Annotated in this window: 12 protein-coding genes; 9 read left to right on the plus strand and 3 right to left on the minus strand. The window is 65.4% G+C overall.

From position 1 onward, the window contains the following. The first annotated feature begins 473 nt into the window (after positions 1 to 473). The gene (locus KIH76_RS04690) at positions 474 to 3,566 is read left to right on the plus strand and encodes a beta-galactosidase (RefSeq protein ID WP_219069571.1); all 3,093 of its coding nucleotides are present in this window, start codon (positions 474 to 476) and stop codon (positions 3,564 to 3,566) included. 22 nt (positions 3,567 to 3,588) lie between these two features. Further along, positions 3,589 to 4,680: a glycoside hydrolase family 43 protein gene (locus KIH76_RS04695; RefSeq protein ID WP_219069573.1), complete on the plus strand. Its 1,092-nt coding sequence runs from the start codon at positions 3,589 to 3,591 to the stop codon at positions 4,678 to 4,680. 156 nt (positions 4,681 to 4,836) lie between these two features. Here KIH76_RS04695 and KIH76_RS04700 read toward each other — a convergent pair whose 3' ends face one another. Beyond that, on the minus strand, positions 4,837 to 6,150 hold the full coding sequence (locus KIH76_RS04700) for an ATP-binding protein (RefSeq protein ID WP_219069575.1): 1,314 nt from the start codon (positions 6,148 to 6,150) through the stop codon (positions 4,837 to 4,839). Between the two features lie 240 nt (positions 6,151 to 6,390). Between KIH76_RS04700 and KIH76_RS04705 the strand changes: the two genes are divergently transcribed. The 7 genes from KIH76_RS04705 to KIH76_RS04735 all read left to right on the plus strand — a co-directional run bounded on the left by KIH76_RS04705 (position 6,391) and on the right by KIH76_RS04735 (position 16,387). Beyond that, positions 6,391 to 8,598 carry a glycoside hydrolase family 127 protein gene (locus KIH76_RS04705; protein ID WP_214372600.1) on the plus strand — a complete coding sequence of 736 codons (2,208 nt, stop codon included), beginning with the start codon at positions 6,391 to 6,393 and terminating at the stop codon, positions 8,596 to 8,598. 187 nt (positions 8,599 to 8,785) lie between these two features. Then, complete coding sequence (locus tag KIH76_RS04710; protein WP_214372599.1) at positions 8,786 to 10,444, plus strand: ABC transporter substrate-binding protein; 1,659 nt, start codon at positions 8,786 to 8,788, stop codon at positions 10,442 to 10,444. 77 nt (positions 10,445 to 10,521) lie between these two features. Then, positions 10,522 to 11,577 carry an ABC transporter permease gene (locus KIH76_RS04715; RefSeq protein ID WP_214372598.1) on the plus strand — a complete coding sequence of 352 codons (1,056 nt, stop codon included), beginning with the start codon at positions 10,522 to 10,524 and terminating at the stop codon, positions 11,575 to 11,577. Then, complete coding sequence (locus KIH76_RS04720) at positions 11,574 to 12,386, plus strand: ABC transporter permease (protein WP_214372597.1); 813 nt, start codon at positions 11,574 to 11,576, stop codon at positions 12,384 to 12,386. The genes KIH76_RS04715 and KIH76_RS04720 overlap by 4 nt, the downstream gene beginning before the upstream one ends. A gap of 5 nt (positions 12,387 to 12,391) precedes the next feature. Then, positions 12,392 to 14,026 (plus strand): ABC transporter ATP-binding protein, encoded by a 1,635-nt coding sequence (locus KIH76_RS04725; RefSeq protein WP_219069577.1) that lies wholly within the window; start codon positions 12,392 to 12,394, stop codon positions 14,024 to 14,026. 91 nt (positions 14,027 to 14,117) lie between these two features. Next, entirely contained in the window at positions 14,118 to 15,251 is a 1,134-nt protein-coding gene (locus KIH76_RS04730) for a peptidase C39 family protein (RefSeq protein ID WP_219069579.1), read from the plus strand. Positions 15,252 to 15,328: 77 nt separating this feature from the next. Then, positions 15,329 to 16,387 (plus strand): AraC family transcriptional regulator, encoded by a 1,059-nt coding sequence (locus tag KIH76_RS04735; protein WP_236036828.1) that lies wholly within the window; start codon positions 15,329 to 15,331, stop codon positions 16,385 to 16,387. A gap of 27 nt (positions 16,388 to 16,414) precedes the next feature. On the opposite strand, the gene KIH76_RS04740 is transcribed toward KIH76_RS04735, so the two are convergent. Then, a complete protein-coding gene (locus tag KIH76_RS04740) occupies positions 16,415 to 17,356 on the minus strand; it encodes an AEC family transporter (protein ID WP_219069581.1) in 942 nt (313 codons plus the stop codon). Between the two features lie 72 nt (positions 17,357 to 17,428). Continuing rightward, entirely contained in the window at positions 17,429 to 19,690 is a 2,262-nt protein-coding gene (locus KIH76_RS04745; protein WP_219069583.1) for a DUF6020 family protein, read from the minus strand. Positions 19,691 to 20,342 lie beyond the last annotated feature (652 nt).

The following is a 20,342-nucleotide window of genomic DNA, read 5'->3' on the forward strand; positions in this document are numbered from 1 at the left end:
GTCCGAGCGTAGCGAGGTCCGCTGTTGCGGGGCCGAAGGCGAGCCGTTAAGCGGGAAGCCCGGTGGCTTCCCGTAGCGGCCGTAACTCAGCAACAACCGCGCGCAACCATTGAGTTACGGTCGTTTCCCGCCTCGTAAACGACCGTAACTCAACAGGAACGACGCACCCTCATTGAGTTACGGTCGTTCACAGGGCCTGAAATGGCCGTAACTCAACAGGAGCGCGTGCGTGTTGCTGAGTTAGGGTCGTTATCCGTCAAGAACCGGTCGAGACCGAGTCCGTAACGGCAACGCGGATTCAGTCACGGCCACCATCCCATCTTCTTCCTTCTCCTTTTCCATTCCGGCCCGTGCGGGTTTTCTCTCCTTTCGCCCCGCACGGGCCTCTTTCATATCGGAATCGGCCCGCGGCCGATGCTGTTCGACGGCATCGCGCGCAGCACGATGCCATTCCTCACTTCGAAGCGATCATCATGACAGAATTCACATCTTCAGTCACCTGCGATCACAACCGCATCGTCATCGACGGCAAGCCGCGCGTGCTGCTGTGCGCGTCGCTGTTCCCGTTCCGCGTACCGCGCGGCCAGTGGCAGCAACGTCTGCAAGCCGTCAAACGACTCGGCTACCACGCCATCGACGTGTACATCCCGTGGAACTTCCACGAAACCGCGCCCGGCGTGTGGAACTTCGCCGGCAACCACGACATCGAGGAATTCCTGCGCATGACCCACGCGGCCGGCCTCTACGCGATGGTGCGCCCCGGCCCCTACATCTGCTCCGAATGGGACGGCGGCGCGATCCCCGCATGGGTCGCCACCGACCCGGAGCGTGGCGGCGGCCGTACCGCGCTGCGTCAGAACGCCCCGCGCTTCCTCGACGCCGTGCGCGAATGGTACGGCCATATCCTGCCTATCATCGCCCGCCAGCAGTACGGCCACGGCGGCCCGGTCATCGCCGTGCAGGCCGACAACGAACTCGACTTCTACTCCTGCCGCGATCCGCGCGGCTACATCGGCGCGCTCGCCGACATGATGCGCGCGGCCGGCATCGACGTGCCGATCGTCGCGTGCGCCGGCCAAGGCGACATTGAGCGCGCGTTCGGCGGTGCGAACGGCGTGACCCCGGCCGTCAACCTGTACGCCGACGACAACGGCGTCGACATGGATGCGCACATCCGCTACTACCGTGCGGCCGCCGACCGGTACGACGTGCCGCTGATCGTGACCGAAACGAACCGTTGGCATCGCACGCTGCGCCGCATGGTCGGCGCGGGTGCGCGGTTCGTCGGCCCGTTCCTGCAGGTGTCGGGATGGGATTACGATTTCTCCACATCCGTGAACAATTGGGGTCATCTTGAGTCATATATGACCCATGACTACGATTTCGGCGGCGTGATCGACCCGGCCGGTCAGGAACGCGAGGACGCGGACGACGCGCGTCGACTGAGCGCGATCATCGCGGCGTTGGGGGAGCGGCTCGCGGCCGCCGAACCGGCCGAATCCCAGTCGGTTGCGTTCCGCGAGACAGTAGGCGTCCGATCCTGCCACGCCGGGCAAGGTGAGTGTCATGTCGAGCGGAGCGAAGCGGAGTCGAGACATCTTGTTGACGTCGATGCGTCCAATCGAGCAGTTGCCGCGGTCAACACCGAACTCGGCATCGGCATCCTCGATCTGGCGGGCGGCGGCCAGCTGCTCACGCTCACCAATGTTTCCAAGCACGATCTGGCGGTGCCGACCGTGTCGGCCACGGCCCGCGATCGTGAACTGTCGCTGCCGGACGTGACGGTGCCGGTCGGTGCCGGCATGATGATCGTCCGTGATCTTCCGGTGGACGATCGGCTGACGTTGTGTGCGACCGATGGAGAACTGATCGGTCTGCATACCGATACCGTACAGACTGATCATTCGGGTGAAGATTCGACGAACGTTGCCGGTTCGAGTGAAGACGATGTGCAGAACGACGCGGCATGTGAACGCACCGTGATCGAACTGTCGGCGCCGACCATGCATGCGGGGCAGGTGTGGGCGGCGTTCGCGCCCGGTGAGGATTCCGCGATCGCCGTGAGCAGTCAGTGCGGTGACGTGGAGACGCACATCGAACACGATGCGCTGTTCGTCTCCGGCACCGAAGGATCGGTCGCATTCACCATCTGCGGCGGTGCACGCGCGTACCGGATCGTCGTCTCCCAACCGGTCAAACAGTACGCGCCGACCAGTGCGCCGGTCACGACGGTCACCGAAGTTGAGACGGACGACACGCAGCCGGCATGGTCGAGGATCGATCCGTCGGCGAACGACGGTCGTGCATTGCCAATGGAGGATGTCGGTCGGTATGCCGGGGCCATGCGGTACTCGGCTGCACTCGACGCTGCGGATTACGGCACTGTGACCGGTGTCGTGCTGCGTGATGCGGCCGATACGATCAGCGTGCGGTACGGTGATCGCGACTTTCACGACATCGATACTGATGATCGTAACGGTCGCGATTCCGACACCAATGATCATGATGGACGCGAAATCTTCACGCCGTGGCAGGCCAACGGCGGCGGGGCTCTCTATGTGCCGTTCGTTCCTGATCGTTTCCGCGCTCATCTGGGCGACGTCGTCGCGGATAGTGTGGTTGAATCCGGCTACGATCCGACCGCGGCCGCATCGCACGAACTGTCCGTCACCGCGCGCATCTGGGGTCACTCCAACTTCGACGACGCACGTCTGCCATCGCTGCGACTGACCGCCAAACGCGGCATCACCGGCGCGCTCGCCGTCAACCAGACCATCGATCTCGGCTCCGGCTGGCTCACCGTCTACGATCCCGACGATCCGGCCGAGGAGCAGCGTCTCCAGCACGCCGGACTCGTGCTCGGCGCCGATCCGGAACCGCGCGGCGGACTCGGCGGACGCACCACCGATGTCTGGCCGCACAAGCTCGCCTACACGCGCGTGCTGCACGTGGGCGATGCGACCGTCGCCGCACTACACGTGCGCCGCGGCGAGGCTCGGCTCGACGTGCGACTCAACGGTCGCACGGTCGGTTCGATCACCCCGCTGCAGCCGACCCTGTGGCTCGGCGAAGTGCACGACGGCGACGAACTCACTGTCGTCGTCTGGCGCGCATGGGGCGAGAACGCCGGGCGCATGACGCTGCTCGCGGGCCGTGAAATCACCGGCTGGACGATGGCCGCACAAGGCCTGCCCGAACTGCGCGCCGCGGCGGATAGTGCGTGTGATGATGTGCGTTCCGTGAAGCTGCCGCTGAGCGTCGCGCCCGGCGAAGGCGTGTGGCTGCGCGTGCCGCGTGCGGCGCTCGCCGATGCCGTGTGCTCGATGAACACGGTCGTGCGGTTCGACGGCGACGGGCTGCAATTGACCGCGTTCACCGACGACCTGTGCCTGGGACGCGTCGTGCTCGGAGGATTGCCGGGCACGATGTTCGGCGGCGGCCACGGCGACCTGTTCCTCGTCCCCGAGGAGTCGGCCGGCGACCTGCGGCTCTACGCCGAAGCCACACGCGACACCGCCGGCACCCTCAACGTCATCACCCTCGGCGGCCCCGTCGACCTCGACTGACACTTTCCCGAAAGGCATCATCATGAAAACTCCCATCGATCTGAACGATCCGTACGGCTATCTGCTCGTCCACTTCATCGAAGACCCCGAGCACTACACCGAACGCATCTACCTCGACCTATCCGAAGGCGACGATCCGGAACGCTGGCATCCGCTGAACGGCGGCAACCCGATCCTCACCTCCACGCTCGGCACCACCGGCGTGCGCGACCCGTATCTCGTGCGCAATCCCGAAACCGGCCGCGTCTACATCATCGCCACCGACCTGCAGGTCTTCGCTGGCGGCAGCGGGTCCGACGGCGGCAGCGACTGGTATGCGTTCTCGCATCACGGCAGCACGAATCTCATCATCTGGTACTCCGACGATCTGGTGCACTGGAGCGAACCGCACGCGCTCGACGTGTCCCGCCGCGCCGACGGCACGCATGCGCAGCTCGGCATGGCGTGGGCTCCGGAGGCACTGTGGGTGCCGGACTACTATCCGGCTGGTTCCGAGGCCGAACACGGCGGCACGCGCGGCGCGTTCGTGCTGTACTGGTCGAGCAAGCTGTTCGCCGACGACAACGTCGAGCACAAGGACGATTCGGTGTACGACCGTGTGATGTGGGGCGCGACAAGCGATTTCACGAACGAGACGTACGAGTACGGCGGCCTGTTCATCGACCTCGGCCGCGACACGATCGACACGACGATGATCCAGCGCGTGCTGCCCGACGGCACGATTCGCACCTACCGCGCGACCAAGGACAACGGACCGCAGACCTCCAACATCTGGCTCGACTCGACCGATGCGAAGCGCTGGTGGGAGCCGGGAACCGAGTGGCACGTCATCCAGAAGAACATCGGCGTCGACTGGACGCCCGACCATCATGCTGGCGGTGTGGAAGGTCCGGCGCTGTTCGCCTCGCATTCGGATGATCGCGTGTATCTGTATGTGGACGTGATTCCGTCGATCGGCTACCGTCCGATGGTGTCGACCGATCCCGATCGCGGATTCGACTACCTGCGCTCCAACGATTTCTATATGGCCCCGCACACCAAACACGGTGGCGTGATGTCCCTCACCCGTGCCGAATACGACCGCATCAAGGCCGCCGACGGCACCATCGGCTGAGACGGATGATCGTTCGCGCTATCCGGTTCCGGTCGCCGCGCCCCATTCTGTCCCAGCACAACTATTCTCGGAAATCAGCCCCGTCGTCCGGAAACAGTCGCACTGGGATATCGTCAGTGCAACTATTTCCGGACGACTCCATTGGCAATCGGGGCGTTAGCGGATGCGCTCGGCCAGCACCCATGCAGCGTAAAGGGGAATGCTCCTGAGATCACCTTCCACGCCGAAGTTCTTCGCGCTCAGTCGCACCGCATAGGCCGGCCGGTACTTCGCGCGATATGCGACGAGGCTGCGCGCTGTCACATTGCCGCCCGACTTGACCTCGATCGGCACCACGTTGCCGTCGCGGTCGCGTACGATGAACTCCACTTCGCCGCGATTCAGGTTACCCCAGTAGTATGCGGGGATTTCGGCCGCCGTGAGCTGTTGCAGCACGTAGTTCTCGTTCAGCGCGCCGCGGAATGCGGACGCCTTGTCGTCCGCCGGCATCAGATCCGTAAGCGTCACGTCGTAATCGCACGACAGCAGTCCTGTATCGGCCATGTACACCTTGAACGTCGAGGGATCTTCGAATGCCCTGAGCGGCGCGGTCGGTTCGCTCACCTGCGTCAATCGGGTGATGATGCCCGCCGAGACCAGCCACGACAGCGCGCCTTGATACGCGTTGGCGCGACCTCCGGAACGGATCGTCTTGTACTGGAACTTGTGGTTTTCCTTCGCAAGCTGGCGGGGGATGCTGTTCCAGGCCTCGAGGATGCGCTGGGTCTCGCGTGCGGACGAATACTTGGCCATGTCCGCCGTATAGGCCGTGGTGATGTTGCGTTGCAGGGTGCGGGCGGTCTGCAACGAGCCGCCGGATTCGATGTATGCCTTGGTCGGTTCGGGCATGCCGCCGACCAGCATGTATTCGCGAACCAGCTCCATCGCCTTGTCGTGAAGCATGAATGGCCGGGTCGGGCTGTCGTATGCCTCGCGGATGTCGTCGACGAGCCGGTCCTCGCCTTTTGCCCACAGGTATTCCTCGAAGTTCATCGGATGCAGCGTGAGCATGTCGACCTTGCCGACGGGGAATGAATATTTGCTGCGGTTCACCTTGACGCCGAGCAGGCTGCCGGCGGCGATGACGTGATACTGCGGTGCATCGTCGCAGAAGTATTTGAGACTGGTCAGCGCCCGTTCGCACAGCTGGATCTCATCCAGAACGATCAGCGTATGCTCGGGGCTGATGTCCATGCGCAGCAGGCTTTCCAGCCCGTGGATGATGTCCGTCGGCGCGATCGATTGGCCGAAAATCGCCGCGGCCCGTTCGTCGCGGGAGAAATCGACGTACGCGATGTTATCGAACGCGCGGTCGGCGAAATGGGTGATCGCATACGTCTTGCCGACCTGCCGTGCCCCGAACAGTACCAGCGGCTTGCGATGCGCGGAATCCTTCCACTGGGCGAGTTGCGAGTCAATCGTTCTGCGCATGACGTACCTTCCGTTGTTAAAAATGCAAAAATATACATTTTTAACATGTTAAAAATGCGTTAACTTACATTTTTAACAGTATAACAGCAATGTGCGGCACTCGGCACAAATCCGTCATCGAGTCCACTTGGTCAACGATTTGTCCACCTATCGGTGCGTGGCGGACGGCGTACGGTAGGCATCGTTCGTCAACGATAACCGGCAATCGGCCGGTCACCGGCATAAGTCAAAGGAGCCGATATGTCTACCGCATCCGCGCAGCCCAACCCGACCGCGCAGCACAGCAAGCCGCTCGCGTTGCGCAACGTCATCGTCACCGACCCGTTCTGGCACACCGAGCAGGAACTCGTGCGCACCGCCGTCATCCCGTTCCAGTGGAACGCGCTCAACGACAACGTTCCCGGCGCCGCCCCCAGCTACTGCATGCACAACTTCAAGGCCGCCGCCGCGCAGAACCAGCGCAAGAACACCGAAGGCAAGAAGTTCGTCCCGCCGGCCTACACCTACCGCGGCTTCGAATCCAAGCCCGAGGACCCCAAGCACCCCGATCCGGACAAGTTCTACGGCTTCGTGTTCCAGGACACGGATTTCTCGAAGTGGATCGAGGCGGTCGGCTACAGCCTGACCCAGCATCCGGACGCCGAACTCGAGGCCACCGCGGACGGCGCGATCGACATCGTGTGCGCGGCGCAGCTCGACAACGGCTACCTCGACACCTATTACATCCTCAACGGCATGGACCGCGCGTTCCACAACCTGCGCTGGCACCACGAACTGTACTGCCTTGGCCACCTGATCGAGGGCGCGATCGCGTATTATGAGGGCACCGGCAAGGACAAGCTGCTCAAGGCCGCCGAGCGTTTCGCCGACTACGTGGGCGAGTACTTCGGTCCGAAGGAAGGCCAGTGCAAGGGCTACCCGGGCCATGAGATCGCCGAGATGGCGCTCGCGCGTCTGGCCGACCTGACCGGCGAAAAGAAGTACCTCGACCTCGCCAAGTTCTTCATCGACGAACGCGGCACCGAACCGAACTACTTCATCTACGAAGGCGAGCGCGACAAGCGCGACGGCTACTCCGACACCAACTGGACGTTCGACTGCGAGTACACGCAGGCCGACAAGCCGGTGCGCGAGCAGAAAGAGGCGGTCGGCCATGCGGTGCGCGCCGGCTACCTGTACTCGGGCATGGCCGCGGTTGCCAAGCTCACCGACGACGCCTCGCTGGTCGAAGCGTGCGAGAACCTGTGGCGCAACATCGTCGACAAGAAGCTGTACATCACCGGCGGCATCGGCGGCACGGTGAACGGCGAGGCGTTCTCGTACGACTACGATCTGCCGAACGACGCCGCGTATTCCGAGTCGTGCGCGGCGATCTCGCTCGCGTTCTTCGCGCGCCGCATGCTTGAGATCGCGCCGAAGGCCGAATACGCTGACGTGATGGAACAGGCGCTGTATAACACGACGCTGGCGGGCATGGCGCTCGACGGCAAGAGCTTCTTCTACGTCAACCCGCTCGAGGTCAACCCGTACGCCTGCCACAAGGACAACCGTGTCGGCCATGTCAAGCCGGTGCGTCAGAAGTGGTTCGGCTGCGCGTGCTGCCCGCCGAACATCGCGCGCATCGTCGAGTCGGTGCAGGAGTACGCGTACACGGTCAGCGACGATACGTCCACCCTGTTCACGCACCTGTACATGGGCGGCGTGGCGCGGGCGACGCTCGGCGGCGCGGACGTGACGCTGGACGTGGCGGCCGAACTGCCGTGGAAGGGCGACGGCGCGGCGACCGTGCGGCTCGGTTCCGAGGAGTCTGCCGACGTGGCCTCCGCGGCGACGTTCACGTTGGCGTTCCGTCTGCCGGGTTGGGCCGGTTCCACGGACGCCGCGGCGGGTGCGATCTCGGCGTCCGGTGAGGCCGACGGCCGTGTCGTGCGTGCGGTGCGTGACGGTTACGTGTACTTCACCGGCCAGTGGCGTGACGGTGACGAGGTGACGTTCGACTTCCCGATGCCGGTGCGCATGATGAAGGCGAATCCGATGGTGCGCGAGGACGCGGGTCGCGTCGCGTTCGTGCGCGGCCCGATCACGTTCTGCGCCGAGGAGCGGGACAACGGCGCGAACCTGCACCTGCTGCACGCGGACGTCGCGGCGATCCTGGCGGACCCGTCGTCGGTGAAGGTCGTGCCGTTCGAGTTCCATGCAGGTGCGGCCGGCATCGACGCGGACGGCCAGGGCGAGGTCGACGAGGTGACCCGCGACATGGTCAAGCTTGAGGTGCCCGCGTGGCGTGAGCCGGTGCCGGCCGGCGCGTCCGCGGAGTCGCCGGCGTTCGCGCCGCTGTACGCCGAGTACCGGCCCGCCAAACGTGAGCCGGTCACCGCGACGCTGATCCCGTACTTCGCGTGGGCCAACCGCGGCGAGAACGAGATGACCGTCTTCCTGCACGACTGATCGCGGCCGTTTCCGTAATACCAATAACCTATAGCGGGCGTGAAATCGTTGAAATTCCAACGATTTCACGCCCGCTATCGTATTTCCCCTCGAAACGCGCATCGGGTAGCGTGGGAGGCAATGGCGCACACAGAGGCTGTGGGGGCTGGAGTGCCGACCAATACCATCACAAGAGGGAAGAAGCATCATGACTCAGTCAACGCAACGCACCATCGTGAAGAAGGTGATCGCGCCCATCGCGCTCGCCCTGTCGTTCTCGCTGGCACTCGCCGGCTGCGGCTCGGCCACGTCGGCGAACGGCGGCGACTCCGTGCAGCCCAGCGAGACCGGCGCGAAGACCACCACCGGCACGCCGCTCAAGGATCTCAAGATCGCCAGCGCCTCCGCGGTCAGCACGCTCAGCGTCAACCAGGAGGCCGGCAGCGCCAACTACCAGCTCGCCGCGCTGTACCAGGAAGGACTCACCGGGGTCGACGCCACCGGCAAGGTCGTGCCCGCGCTCGCCGAAAAGTGGAGCAGCAGCGACAACAAGACATGGGTGTTCGACCTGCGCAAGAACGTGAAGCTGCACGACGGCAGCACGCTCACCGCCGACGACATCCTGGACTCGATCAACACCGCCCGCGACGCCAAGCTCTCGCCGGGCCTGTCGGTCTACTGGCCGGACTACGTCGACAAGGTCGAGAAGACCGGCGACAACCAGATCACCATTACGCTCAAGACCCCGCAGACCGAATTCCCGACGCAGGTCTCGAACGTGGCCGGCCTGTTCGTCACCTCCAAGAAGTTCCGCGAGGAAGCCGGCTCCGACTACGGCTCGGCCAAGAAGCTCATCGACGGCACCGGCCCGTACCAGGTCACCGAATTCGACCCGTCCAGCCACGTGACGCTCAAGAAGTTCAAGGACTACTGGGGCGAGAACGACGGCCCCGACACGGTGCGCGTCGACTTCATCACCGAGGACGCCACGCGCCTGCTCGCCTTCCAGGACGGCAAGGTCGACGCCTCGTTCAACGTGCCCGTCACCAGCGTCGCGCAGTGGACCAAGGATGACGCCAAGGTCACCGCGTACTCCGACCGCTCCTACTACGGCCTGACCTTCGACCAGGGCGTCAAGCCGTTCGACGACATCCACGTGCGCAAGGCGTTCTCCTACGCGCTCGATAAGGACAGCATTGTCAAGGGCGTGCTCAAGGGCTACGGCGAGGTCGCCACCGGCATCGACTCGCCCGAGCAGCTCGCCGGCTGGACCGACAACGACAAGGATAAGGCCGCCGCGAAGGTCAAGGATCTCGGCGCGCTCAGCTACGACATCGACAAGGCCAAGGACGAACTTAAGCAGTCCTCGCAGGCGGGCGGATTCAAGACCACGCTCACGTATCCGACCGGCTACCCGGCCGTCGGCAAGGCGTCGCTCGCGCTCGCCGAATCGCTCAAGCCGCTCGGCATCACGCTCGACGTCAAGGAGATCCCGCTCGAGCAGTGGCTCAGCGAGGTCGGCAACGGCAAGCAGGGCGTGGCGTGGATGATCTACAACCCGACCACCCCGCAGCCGAACGAGGTCACCTCGTGGCTGCTCGCCGCGGGCGGCACGGGCGCGAACCCGGCCAACTGGAAGGACGACGACGTGGCCGCGAAGACCGATTCGATCGGCACGCTCACCGACACGTCCAAGAAGCTCGACATCGTGCTCGACACCACGAAGACCGCACTTGAGCAGGACATCTACTCGCCGGTCTACTGGGGCAAGGCCGCCGTCGCCACGCGCAAGGGCGTCGGCCTGAAGAACATCGACACGTTCTGGCTCGGCACCAACTGGGCCGCCGACTTCGTGCAGCAGCAGTAGGCCGTCGCCAAGCGGTTCCGATTCGATCCATCCGGCTCCCCGCCAAGGGGAGCCTCAACCATGTCTGGAGGGCAACGGTGCGTGCGCTGACTTTTCTCGGCAAACGGCTGGGCAACCTGCTGTTGCTGCTGTTCGTGCTGTCCGTGGTCACGTTCAGCCTGCTGTATCTGACCAACAGCGACCCGGCGCGCACGCTTGCCGGCGCCAAGAAGGTGAGTGCCGCGCAACTGGCCGCGATCCGCGCGCAGTACCATCTCGACGAACCGCTGTGGCGGCAGTACCTGCGCTGGGCCGGCAACCTGCTGCACGGCGACTTCGGCGTGTCCATCCGCACGCAGCTGCCCGTCGCGCAGATGATCGGCCAGCGCGCGTGGATCACGCTCGCGCTGGCGGTGATGGCGTTGGCGATCGCGCTGGTCGTCGGACTGCCGCTGGGAGTGCTCGCTGCACGGCGCAACAGCCGCTGGCAGGACCGGCTCGTCACTGCGCTTGCCGTGGCCGGACTGAGCGCGCCGAGTTTCGCGGTCGGCCTGCTGTTGCTGTACGGACTGTCGGTGCAGCTTGGCTGGTTCCCGATCTACGGCCTGGGAGACGGCGGATTCGTTGACGCGATCTGGCATCTGACATTGCCGGCGATCACGTTGGCGATCGGATTGGTCGCCTCGGTGGTGAAGATCTCGCGCGCCTCGCTGATCAAACAGATCGATACCGACTACACGCTGTTCGCCCGGTCGCGCGGCGTGAGCCGGCGCACGATCCTGCTCGCCCAACTGCGCAACGCATCGCTGCCGATCGTCACGTCGTCGGGACTGCTCATCGCCACGCTGGTGTCCGGCACGGTGATCGTGGAGACGACGTTCTCGATCGGTGGTCTGGGCACGCTGCTGCAGACGTCCGTGACGTTCAAGGACATTCCGACCGTGCAGGCGATCACGATGATCATGGCGACGATCATCTGCGTGGCGACCGCGATCGTCGACGCGTTGGCCGCGCTGATCGACCCGCGGCTGCGCGTGCGGAGGCCGGTCGCCGCTGCGGGACGTGACGACCGTGACCGTCCGGATACGCGTTCCGGTGAAGATGGCGTGAGCAATGATCATGCTGGTGAACAAACGGTGGAGGTGACGCGATGATCGTGAAGATCTGGCACCGATTGCCGCAGATTCTTGCTGTGATCGTGCTGGCGGCCGTGATCGTGCTCAGCGTCGTGCCGGCCCTGAGCGCCGGTGCGCTCGACCAGAACATCCTGCTGTCCACCGCGCCGCCGGACGCCGATCATCCGCTCGGCACCGACGCGCTCGGCCGCGACGTGCTCAAGCTCACGCTGGCCGGCGCGCGCACCGCGGTCACCGGACCGGTTGTCATTGCGGCAGGCGCGATGACCGTCGGACTGGTCTTCGGCCTGACCGCGGCATACGTCGGCGGATGGGTCGACTGGATCATCTCGCGCGTGGTCGAACTTATGCTCTCGCTGCCCACGCTGCTGCTCGCCATCGTCATCGCCGGCGTGATCGGCGGCGGCTACTGGACGAACGTGCTCGTGTTCGTGATCCTCTACGCGCCATACGAGGTGCGGCTCGTGCGTTCGGGCGCGCTCGCGCACATCAACGACCCGTTCCTCGACGCGGCGCGGCTGCTTCAGCTCGGGCCGCTGCGCACGCTGGCATTCCACCTGTTCCCGGTCATCCGGCCGCTGGTGGGCGCCGCCCTGTTCCTCGACATGAGCAACGCGCTCGTGTCGTTGTCGTCGTTGTCGTTCCTTGGTCTCGGCGTCTCCCCGCAGGCGGCCGACTGGGGGCGTCAGCTGTCGGACGCGCGCAACCTGCTGTTCGACAACCCGTTCGCCGCGATCGCGCCCGGCGTGGCCATCATCGTCACGTCGATCGCGCTCAACATCGTCGGCGACTGGATCACCGAAATCAGCGAACGGGAGGAACGGTGAACGTCATGGTCTCAGCGTCATCCACATCATCCGCGGCATCCGCCGAACCGGGGCTCGCCGCAGCCGTCCCCGCCATGCAGGTGCGCGGACTGCACGTGACGATCGCCGGCAAGCCCATCATCCGCGGCGTCGACCTGACGATCCCCGCGAACGCGACCGTCGCCGTGGTCGGCGAATCCGGCTCCGGCAAGTCCGTCACCGCGAAGGCGTTGTCCGGACTGCTGCCCGAACGATCGCGGGCGACCGGCGACTACCGGCTGTTCGGCGAGCCGGTCGATCTCGAATCGGGCGAGCGCGCGTGGCGCAGGCTGCGCGGCGGCATGATCGTGTGGCTGCCGCAGGATCCGTTTTCGTCACTCGACCCGCTGCGCACATGCGGCCGGCAGATCGAGGACGGTCTGCTCGCGGCCGGTCGGCCCGGACACGCGGGTGACGGTTCGCAGACGACCGATCGCGGCAAGCCGGGCAGGGCACAACGTCGCGCCGCCGTCGAACGGCTGCTCACCGACGTCGGACTGCCGCCGGCCGTGGCCGACGCGTATCCGCACGAACTGTCCGGCGGCATGAGGCAGCGCGTCGCCATCGCGGCCGCGCTCGCGCCTGCCCCGCGCATCCTCATCGCCGACGAGCCGACCACCGCGCTCGACGCATCCACGCAGGAAACCGTGCTCGACCTGCTCGAATCGTTACGCGCGTCGCGGCATATGACGCTGCTGCTCATCACGCACGACCTTGCGCTGGCCGTCGAACGGGCCAATCATCTCGTCGTCTTCCATGGCGGCGAGGTCGTCGAAGAGGGCGGCCGCGACCAGGTCGTGCACCATCCGCGCTCGCCGTACACGCGCGAGCTGCTCGAGGCCCACGCCAAGCTGCACGTCGAAGCGCCGGCCGAAACCGGCGAAACCGTCGTCATGGCGGCGCATCATCTGATGAAAACCTATCCGGGAGCGGTTGCTCCGGCCGTGGACGACGTGTCGCTCGACGTGCGCGCCGGCGAGATCCTCGGCCTCGTCGGCGAATCCGGCTCCGGCAAATCGACCGTCGCGCGCTGCATCGTCGGCTTGGAGACGCCGGATTCCGGCAGCGTCGTCTACACGGGCGACGACGGCAACCCGACCGGATGGTCGCGCGGCGAGGCGCAGCTCGTCTTCCAGAACCCGTACGGGTCGCTCAACCCGACCATGACCGTGCGCCAGACGCTCGCCGAAGCGCTGCGCGTGTCCGGCAAACCGGCCGACGACGCGGCCGTGCGCGCGCTCGTCGCCAAGGTCGGGCTGGAAGCCGAATACATCGACCGCAAGCCCGGCACATTGTCGGGCGGGCAATGCCAGCGCGTCGCCATCGCCCGCGCGCTCGCGCCCGAACCGAAACTGCTGGTCGCCGACGAGGCCGTGACCGCACTCGACGCGAACATCCAGACCCATGTGCTTGAAACGCTGCTGGAACTGCGCTCGCGGCTCGGGCTGGCGATCCTGTTCATCTCGCACGATCTCGATACGGTGCGCCGCATCGCCGACCGCATCGCCGTGATGCGTCACGGCCGCATCGTCGAGACCGGCACCACCGACCAGGTGATGAACCATCCGCGGCATGACTACGTGCGCGGGCTCATCGCCGCCATGCCGCCGTCGCTGGACTGACCAGCCGCGTCCGCCTTGCCGTCTCGCCGTCTTGCCGCGCTAGCGTGCGGCGGTACCGCGGGCGCATCCGCACAACCGTAAGGAGTCGATCATGATCCGAACCATCGCTTCCGTCATTGCGCAAGGCGCTTCGCCGCGCGAGATCGATGGCATCGTCATCCCCGAGCCGACGGCGAGCGCCCTCGCCCAAGCCGGCGGCGCGCTCGTGCGCACCGTGTATCTGGCGGTCGACGACGGCCGCGACCCCGACGGTGCGGACGAAAACGTCGGCGGACGTGACGGCGAACATGATGTCGAATCTGACGATGCCGGTACCCCGACCATCGCGGCGCTGCTCGGCTATCACCGACCGCACACGGCCCAGCAGAAACTCACCGCGATCGGAGGTGATCGCCGGCTGTGGCGCGATCTGATCGCGTTCGCCGAACGGGATGCGCTGCGCGATCCTGACATCGCCGTGATCAAATACGATCTCAATCGGTCAGATGCGATCGATACGGCTGGTCGCACTGATCAAACCGATCAAATCGATCGAACTGATCAAATCGATCGAACCGACCAAAACGGCGATGAATCCGACACGACGCCCGACCTGCCGCGCACCGACGGCGCGGCCACGCACTATCGGCAGACGACCGAATTCACCTGCGGGCCGGTCGCGGTGCTGACCGCGATGCACCGGCTCGGCCTCGCACCGCGGCCCACGCGCGCCGAGGAATTGCAGATGTGGCGCGAGGCGACGGTGGCCGTGGCGTGCGAGCCGTACGGTCTTGCGCTCGCCGCCGTCCGTCGCGGGGCGCACCCCACGATCCGCGTATCCGCCGCGGGACCGGTGCTGCATCCCGACAGCCGTCTCGGCATCCTCGACCCGGCGATGGCCCGCGACACGCAGATCGCGTTCGAACGGCAGGCGCACGAACAGGGCATCGACGTGCAGATCGCGCCGTTCGACGCCGCCGACATCGCGGCGCTCGTGGATGCCGGCCATGTGGCGGTCGTGCTCATCGACGAGTTGCACATGCACGGCGAAGCGTGCCCGCACTGGGTGACCGTCACTGGTCGCGATCCGGCCAGCGGGGCGCTGCTGATCGACGACCCGTGGACGGATGCCGAGTACGGCGAGACCGGCGTGGACGCATGGCAGCTGCCGGTTCGCCCGGAGGACTTCGATCTGATGATCCGCTATGACGCGCCGCGTTCGGCGCAGGCCATGCTGGTGTTCTGACGTTATCGGTGTGCTCGTCGCCGGGCATGGGTCGCAAGGGGCGCGTGTGTTCGTGCGGCCTGGTTAGGCTGGCGGGTATGGACGTGACGACGTGCCGGCTGGACGGACCGGTGGAATTCGTGTCGATCGGGCGGTTTGTATCCGGCCCGGGATGGCGGCATGCGCGCCGCACGATCGACTCGTTCGAGCTCATGTTCGTGCGCCGCGGCGAACTGCCGATCCGCGTGGGGGCACGTGAAATGCACGTGGGCGCCGGCGAGATCATCCTGCTGCCGGCCGGTGTCGAACACGCGGGCATCGACATCATCACCGACGATCTCGAGTTCTACTGGATGCACGTGCGGCTGCCGGCCACACGCGCGGTCAGCGAATCAGACATCCCGCAGGATGACCGGATACTGATCATTCCTGATCGGAGCCGTATCCCGGATCCCGATCGTGTGGCGGTTCTGTGCGGGCAGATGATTGATCTGTACGCGCGGTTCGGCCCACACCGCAACGTGTACTGCGACTACTTCGCGACGACCCTACTGCTGGAGATCAGCGCGCAGATGCGCTCAGTGATAGCGGTGCCGGCACAGGATGCGCCGCAGACCGGCATCGTCGGCATTCGCACGGACGGTCGACCGATCCTCGCGTCCGATGTCGCCGTCGCCGGGCGCTGGCACGGAGGAGTATCCGAGGATCTGTCGAATCCGATCCGCCGCGCCATGCTCGCCGGCCGCGACGATCGTGCCTTGCTCGGAACCGGCGTCGGCAATGCGCAACCCGTGCCATACGGCAATCGGCAGGCCGGGCTCGCCCCTATGCTCGCCGTACGTGCGTGGATCATGGCGAACGCAACCGACGATCTCACGGTCGCCGGCATCGCGGCCCGCTTCCACTATTCGCCCAGCTATCTGACGGCCATGTACAAGCGCGTGTTCGGTGTCGGTGTGGTTGAACAGATCGCCGAATACCGCATCGACCGCGCCCGCGAACTGCTCAGCTCAACCACGTCGCCGGTCGCGGACATCGCCCGCGAGGTCGGGTACGCCGATCCCAAATACTTCATGCGCGTGTTCAAGCGCCGCACCGGACTGACGCCGGGCCAGTACCGTGCCGCGTTCCCCAAACGCCTCTACAACAGCGTGTGAGATGGCCTGCCGTGGCGGGAAACGCCATCAGCTCAGCAGCGCGGCGATGATCGCGATAAAGATCGGGCTGGTCAGCGTCGAAATGAGGATGCCGTCGCGCGCGAACGTGAGGCCCACGTTGTATCGTGCCGCGTAGTTGTACACGTTCTGGCCGGTCGGCAGCGCGGCGAGCACCACGCACGCGTACAGCACGTTGCCGCGGAAGCCCATCACGAAATACGCGAGCAGGAACGCGATGATCGGCATCACGATGTTCTTGAGCACCGCGACCGTGAAGATCGCTGGCACGTCGCCCTTCTGCTGCAACGGCTTCGTGCCGTGCAGCGACATGCCGAACGCCATCAGGATCATCGGCACCGCGGATTCGCCGATCATGTTGATCGGGTCGTACAGGTAGTTCGGGATGAACCAGCCGGTTTTCGCGTTGATGGCCGACAGGGCGATGCCCAGCAGCGAGCCGATGAGCAGCGGCTGGTGCAGCGGCTGCGTGAGGATCGCCTTGGCCGAGACCTTGCCCTTGGTGGTCACGTCGAGCGCGGTCAGGCCGATCGGCGTGAACAGGGCCTGCTGCATGACCAGGATCGGCGCGACGAGCGCTCCGTTGCCGAGGATGTACGTGGCGATCGGCAGACCGATGTTGTTCGAGTTCAAGTACAGCGAGTTGAGCGAGCCGATGATCGCGTCAGGCGCGCTCATGTGGAAGAACATGCGGTTCAGGATCAGGAAGACCACGCCGACCAGCATCGCGGAGAAGAACGCCACGATGATCGACGAGTGGAAGATATCGAAGATCGGTTCCTTCGACAGGATCGCGAACATCAGGCACGGGCTGGAGACGAAGAAACTGAACCGGTTGAGCACCATCTGGGCGGTCGAACCGCCGATCTGCATACGCGCGGCGATGTATCCCGCCAAAATCACGATGCCGATGACGCAGAAACCTTCCATCGCGCTCAGCAAACCCGCCATGATCCACCCCTCTTCATCAATCCTGCAACGTTCCCCATAGTGCCACACGCGGCATGTTCCCGCGGGTTCGTCTCATACCGTAAGCGCAGTGCGCGACGTGCGTTTGGCCCGCGACTCGCGCCAGAACGTCAGGCACACGAAGCCGAACACGAACGCGACCGGCAGCATATGCCGCTCGAAGTTGTTCGCCGGCGCGGTCGCCATCACGCCCATGAGCAGCAGCAGCGGGAAATGCGTGAGCAGCGTTCGCCAACGGCGCGCGATCACCTCGGCCGCGCCGACCAGCAACGTCAGCGTCACGTAGAAATTGCCGTGCGTAAGCCAGCCGAGCAGCGGGATTTTGCCCCAATGCCGGGCGAACTTCGCCACGGATTCGCGCCAGTCATGGTTCACGAGTTTGAGCCACGTGCTGGTCTTCTGCACGTAGTCGCTGGTCACGTAATAGTCCATCGACACGTACGGCAGGTCGGTCGGATCGAAGTAGCCGAAACATTCCGCCAGCAGCGCGTCGAGCGCGATCACCGGGTTCGCCTTGACGATCTCGAGCCATGCCGCATTGAAGTTGCGCATGTCTGCGGGCGTGACGGTGCGCCACTTGTAGCTCACCTTCTTCGACTGGATGCCCGACGATTTGACCGGGTCGGCGTCCTGCCGGAAATACGCCTCGGCCATCTGGTCGAGGTTGAAGATCGGTTCGAGCTTCCTGCGCGCGTCGGCCGGAATGCCGTTCGGATTGAGCTTGGCGACGCGGGCGATCATCTGCAGCTGCACGCCGCGGCTTTCGATCGGGTCTCCGTTGATGATCATGCCGCTCGAGACCATCAGCGAGATGCCGCCGTGGATCACCAGCGTCGGCAGCAGCAGCGCGACGACATACGTGCGCCAACGTTTGCGGTCGGCGATCAACGCGAGCACGATCTGCGCGGCGATGATATACCACGCGTACTTCGCGGAGATCAGCATCACGCAGGAGGCCGCGGCGAACGCGATTAGCGAACGTTTGCGCAACGGGACGATCCGGTCGAGCGGACGCGTGCCGTCGCGGTTGCCGCGTCGCCACGTCATGTGCAGCTCATACCACACGCCGAACCACCAGACGAACGCGAACGCGAACAGCGGCGACTTCGTCAGCGAGATCGTCGAGAACAGTGCCAGCGGGCAGGTCAGGAAGAACAGCAGGATCACGAACCGCGCGAACCCGCCGGCCGCACGGTTCGGATACGGTTGCGGTCGCAGCCGGGTGATCGTCAGCGATCCCGTCACGCCGCGCTCGGGGCGGGCGAATTCGACCGGCCGCACGTACTGCGGTCGTTCGGGATGCATGTAGTCCGGATCGTCGATCGCGTACGCCGGCCGCAGCCACGGCAGGTTCAGGAACCGGTGCGCGCACGAGGCGACGCAGAAGACGGCGAACAGCCATTGCAGGAAGGACAGCACGACGAAGCCGGCGTCGTTCGAACCGGTCAGGTAGCGCGAGACCGACGCGGCCGAGCCGTATACGACGGTGAGCACGATGTTGTGCTGGTCGGTCAGATACGTGGGCTCGCTCGGCCACATGTAGTGCGCGGTCGGGTAGATGTCCATCGGCACGAACGAGAAGAAGCCGATGTACGGCTGCTTCATGCCGGTCCACTGGTTCCACGCCCAGCTGAACTCGCGGGCCTGCGAGCGCACGTCCGCGCCGAACGCGCTCATGAGCGTGAGCGGCACCCACAGCCAGCCGGCGGCGAGGATGAGCGTGATCTTCCAGCCGCGGTCGGTGGCGCGGGTGATCGCGCGGCCGATGGCGGCGAATGAGACGCGCAGTCCGGTGGCGACGTGGCCGGCTCGCACCTTGCGGCCCCATGCGCGCCATTCCATCGGCAGGTGCCAGGAGTCGGGCAGGATGCGGCGGCCGGTGCCGCGGCGGGCGAGCGCCCAGATGATTGCGAACGTTACTGCGAACGTGAGGATGCTGTACGTGGTGTTCGTGCCCGTCCAGTCGGCGATCGAACCGTCCTCCCAGTACAGCGGGCCGACGCCCACGCACAGGGCTATCCACAGGCGTGCGAGCACGGCCAGCGTCCAGCGGGCGGCCGCGCCGATGCGGGCGAGCGCGGCGGCGGGGCGTGGCGGTTGCGTGTGGGCGAGAGTGTCGCCGTGAATACGGTTGCCGGTGTCGCCGGTATGTTCGGTGTCGGTATTGGCATACCTGGCGACGGCATCCGTGTGCCCGGCGGCAACATCGGCACGCCCGGTGGCGGCATTGTCGGCGGTTTCGCTGGCGCGCCCTGTGGTGTCGGCGTTGCCGACGCGCGGCGTACCTGGGGTGACTGCTGACTGGGGTGAGCTCATAACATGCCATTCTATGAGGCGAGGTGCCGTGGCGGTCTCTCCTCCAGGGCATACTGCCTCTCTTCCCGGGCATACTGCCGTTTCGGGCTTCGGGAACGGACGTAAGCCCGGGAGGAAAGGTGCCCGTTCCCGGGCTTACTGCCGTTTGGGAGGCCAGTACCGGCCGTATGCCCGGGAGAGTGGCTGGGCTGAGTGGTTGTTTTCGTTTTTTCGGGGGTTTCCTTCCCGGGCTTACGCCCGGTTGGCGGGGTGAAACCGGCCGTAAGCCCGGGAGAGTGGCTGGTTTAGGTGGTTGTTTCCGTTTGGGGGCTTCCTTCCCGGGCTTGCGCCCGTTTGAGAGGGCGGAACCGGCCGTAAGCCCGGGAGAGTGGCTGGGCTGGGTGCCGCGTTCCTCGGTCTTTGGGCGCCGGCTTCCCGGGCATACTGCCGTTTTGGGCGTCAGGAACGGCCGTATGCCCGGGAGGGGATGGGCCGGTGGGTGTTGTTCCTGGGCTTACTGCCGTTTGAGGGGCCGGTACCGGCCGTATGCCCGGGAAGGGGCTGCCGTATGTTCCGGTATGCCCGGAGGTGTTGACGGATCGACGGTGTTCGTCCATATCTCGAGCTGGCGCGATTTCCGCGTTTTGACGTGCGAACGGTTGCGGCGTAGGGT

Source organism: Bifidobacterium simiiventris (assembly GCF_019331715.1).
Taxonomy (GTDB): domain Bacteria; phylum Actinomycetota; class Actinomycetes; order Actinomycetales; family Bifidobacteriaceae; genus Bifidobacterium; species Bifidobacterium simiiventris.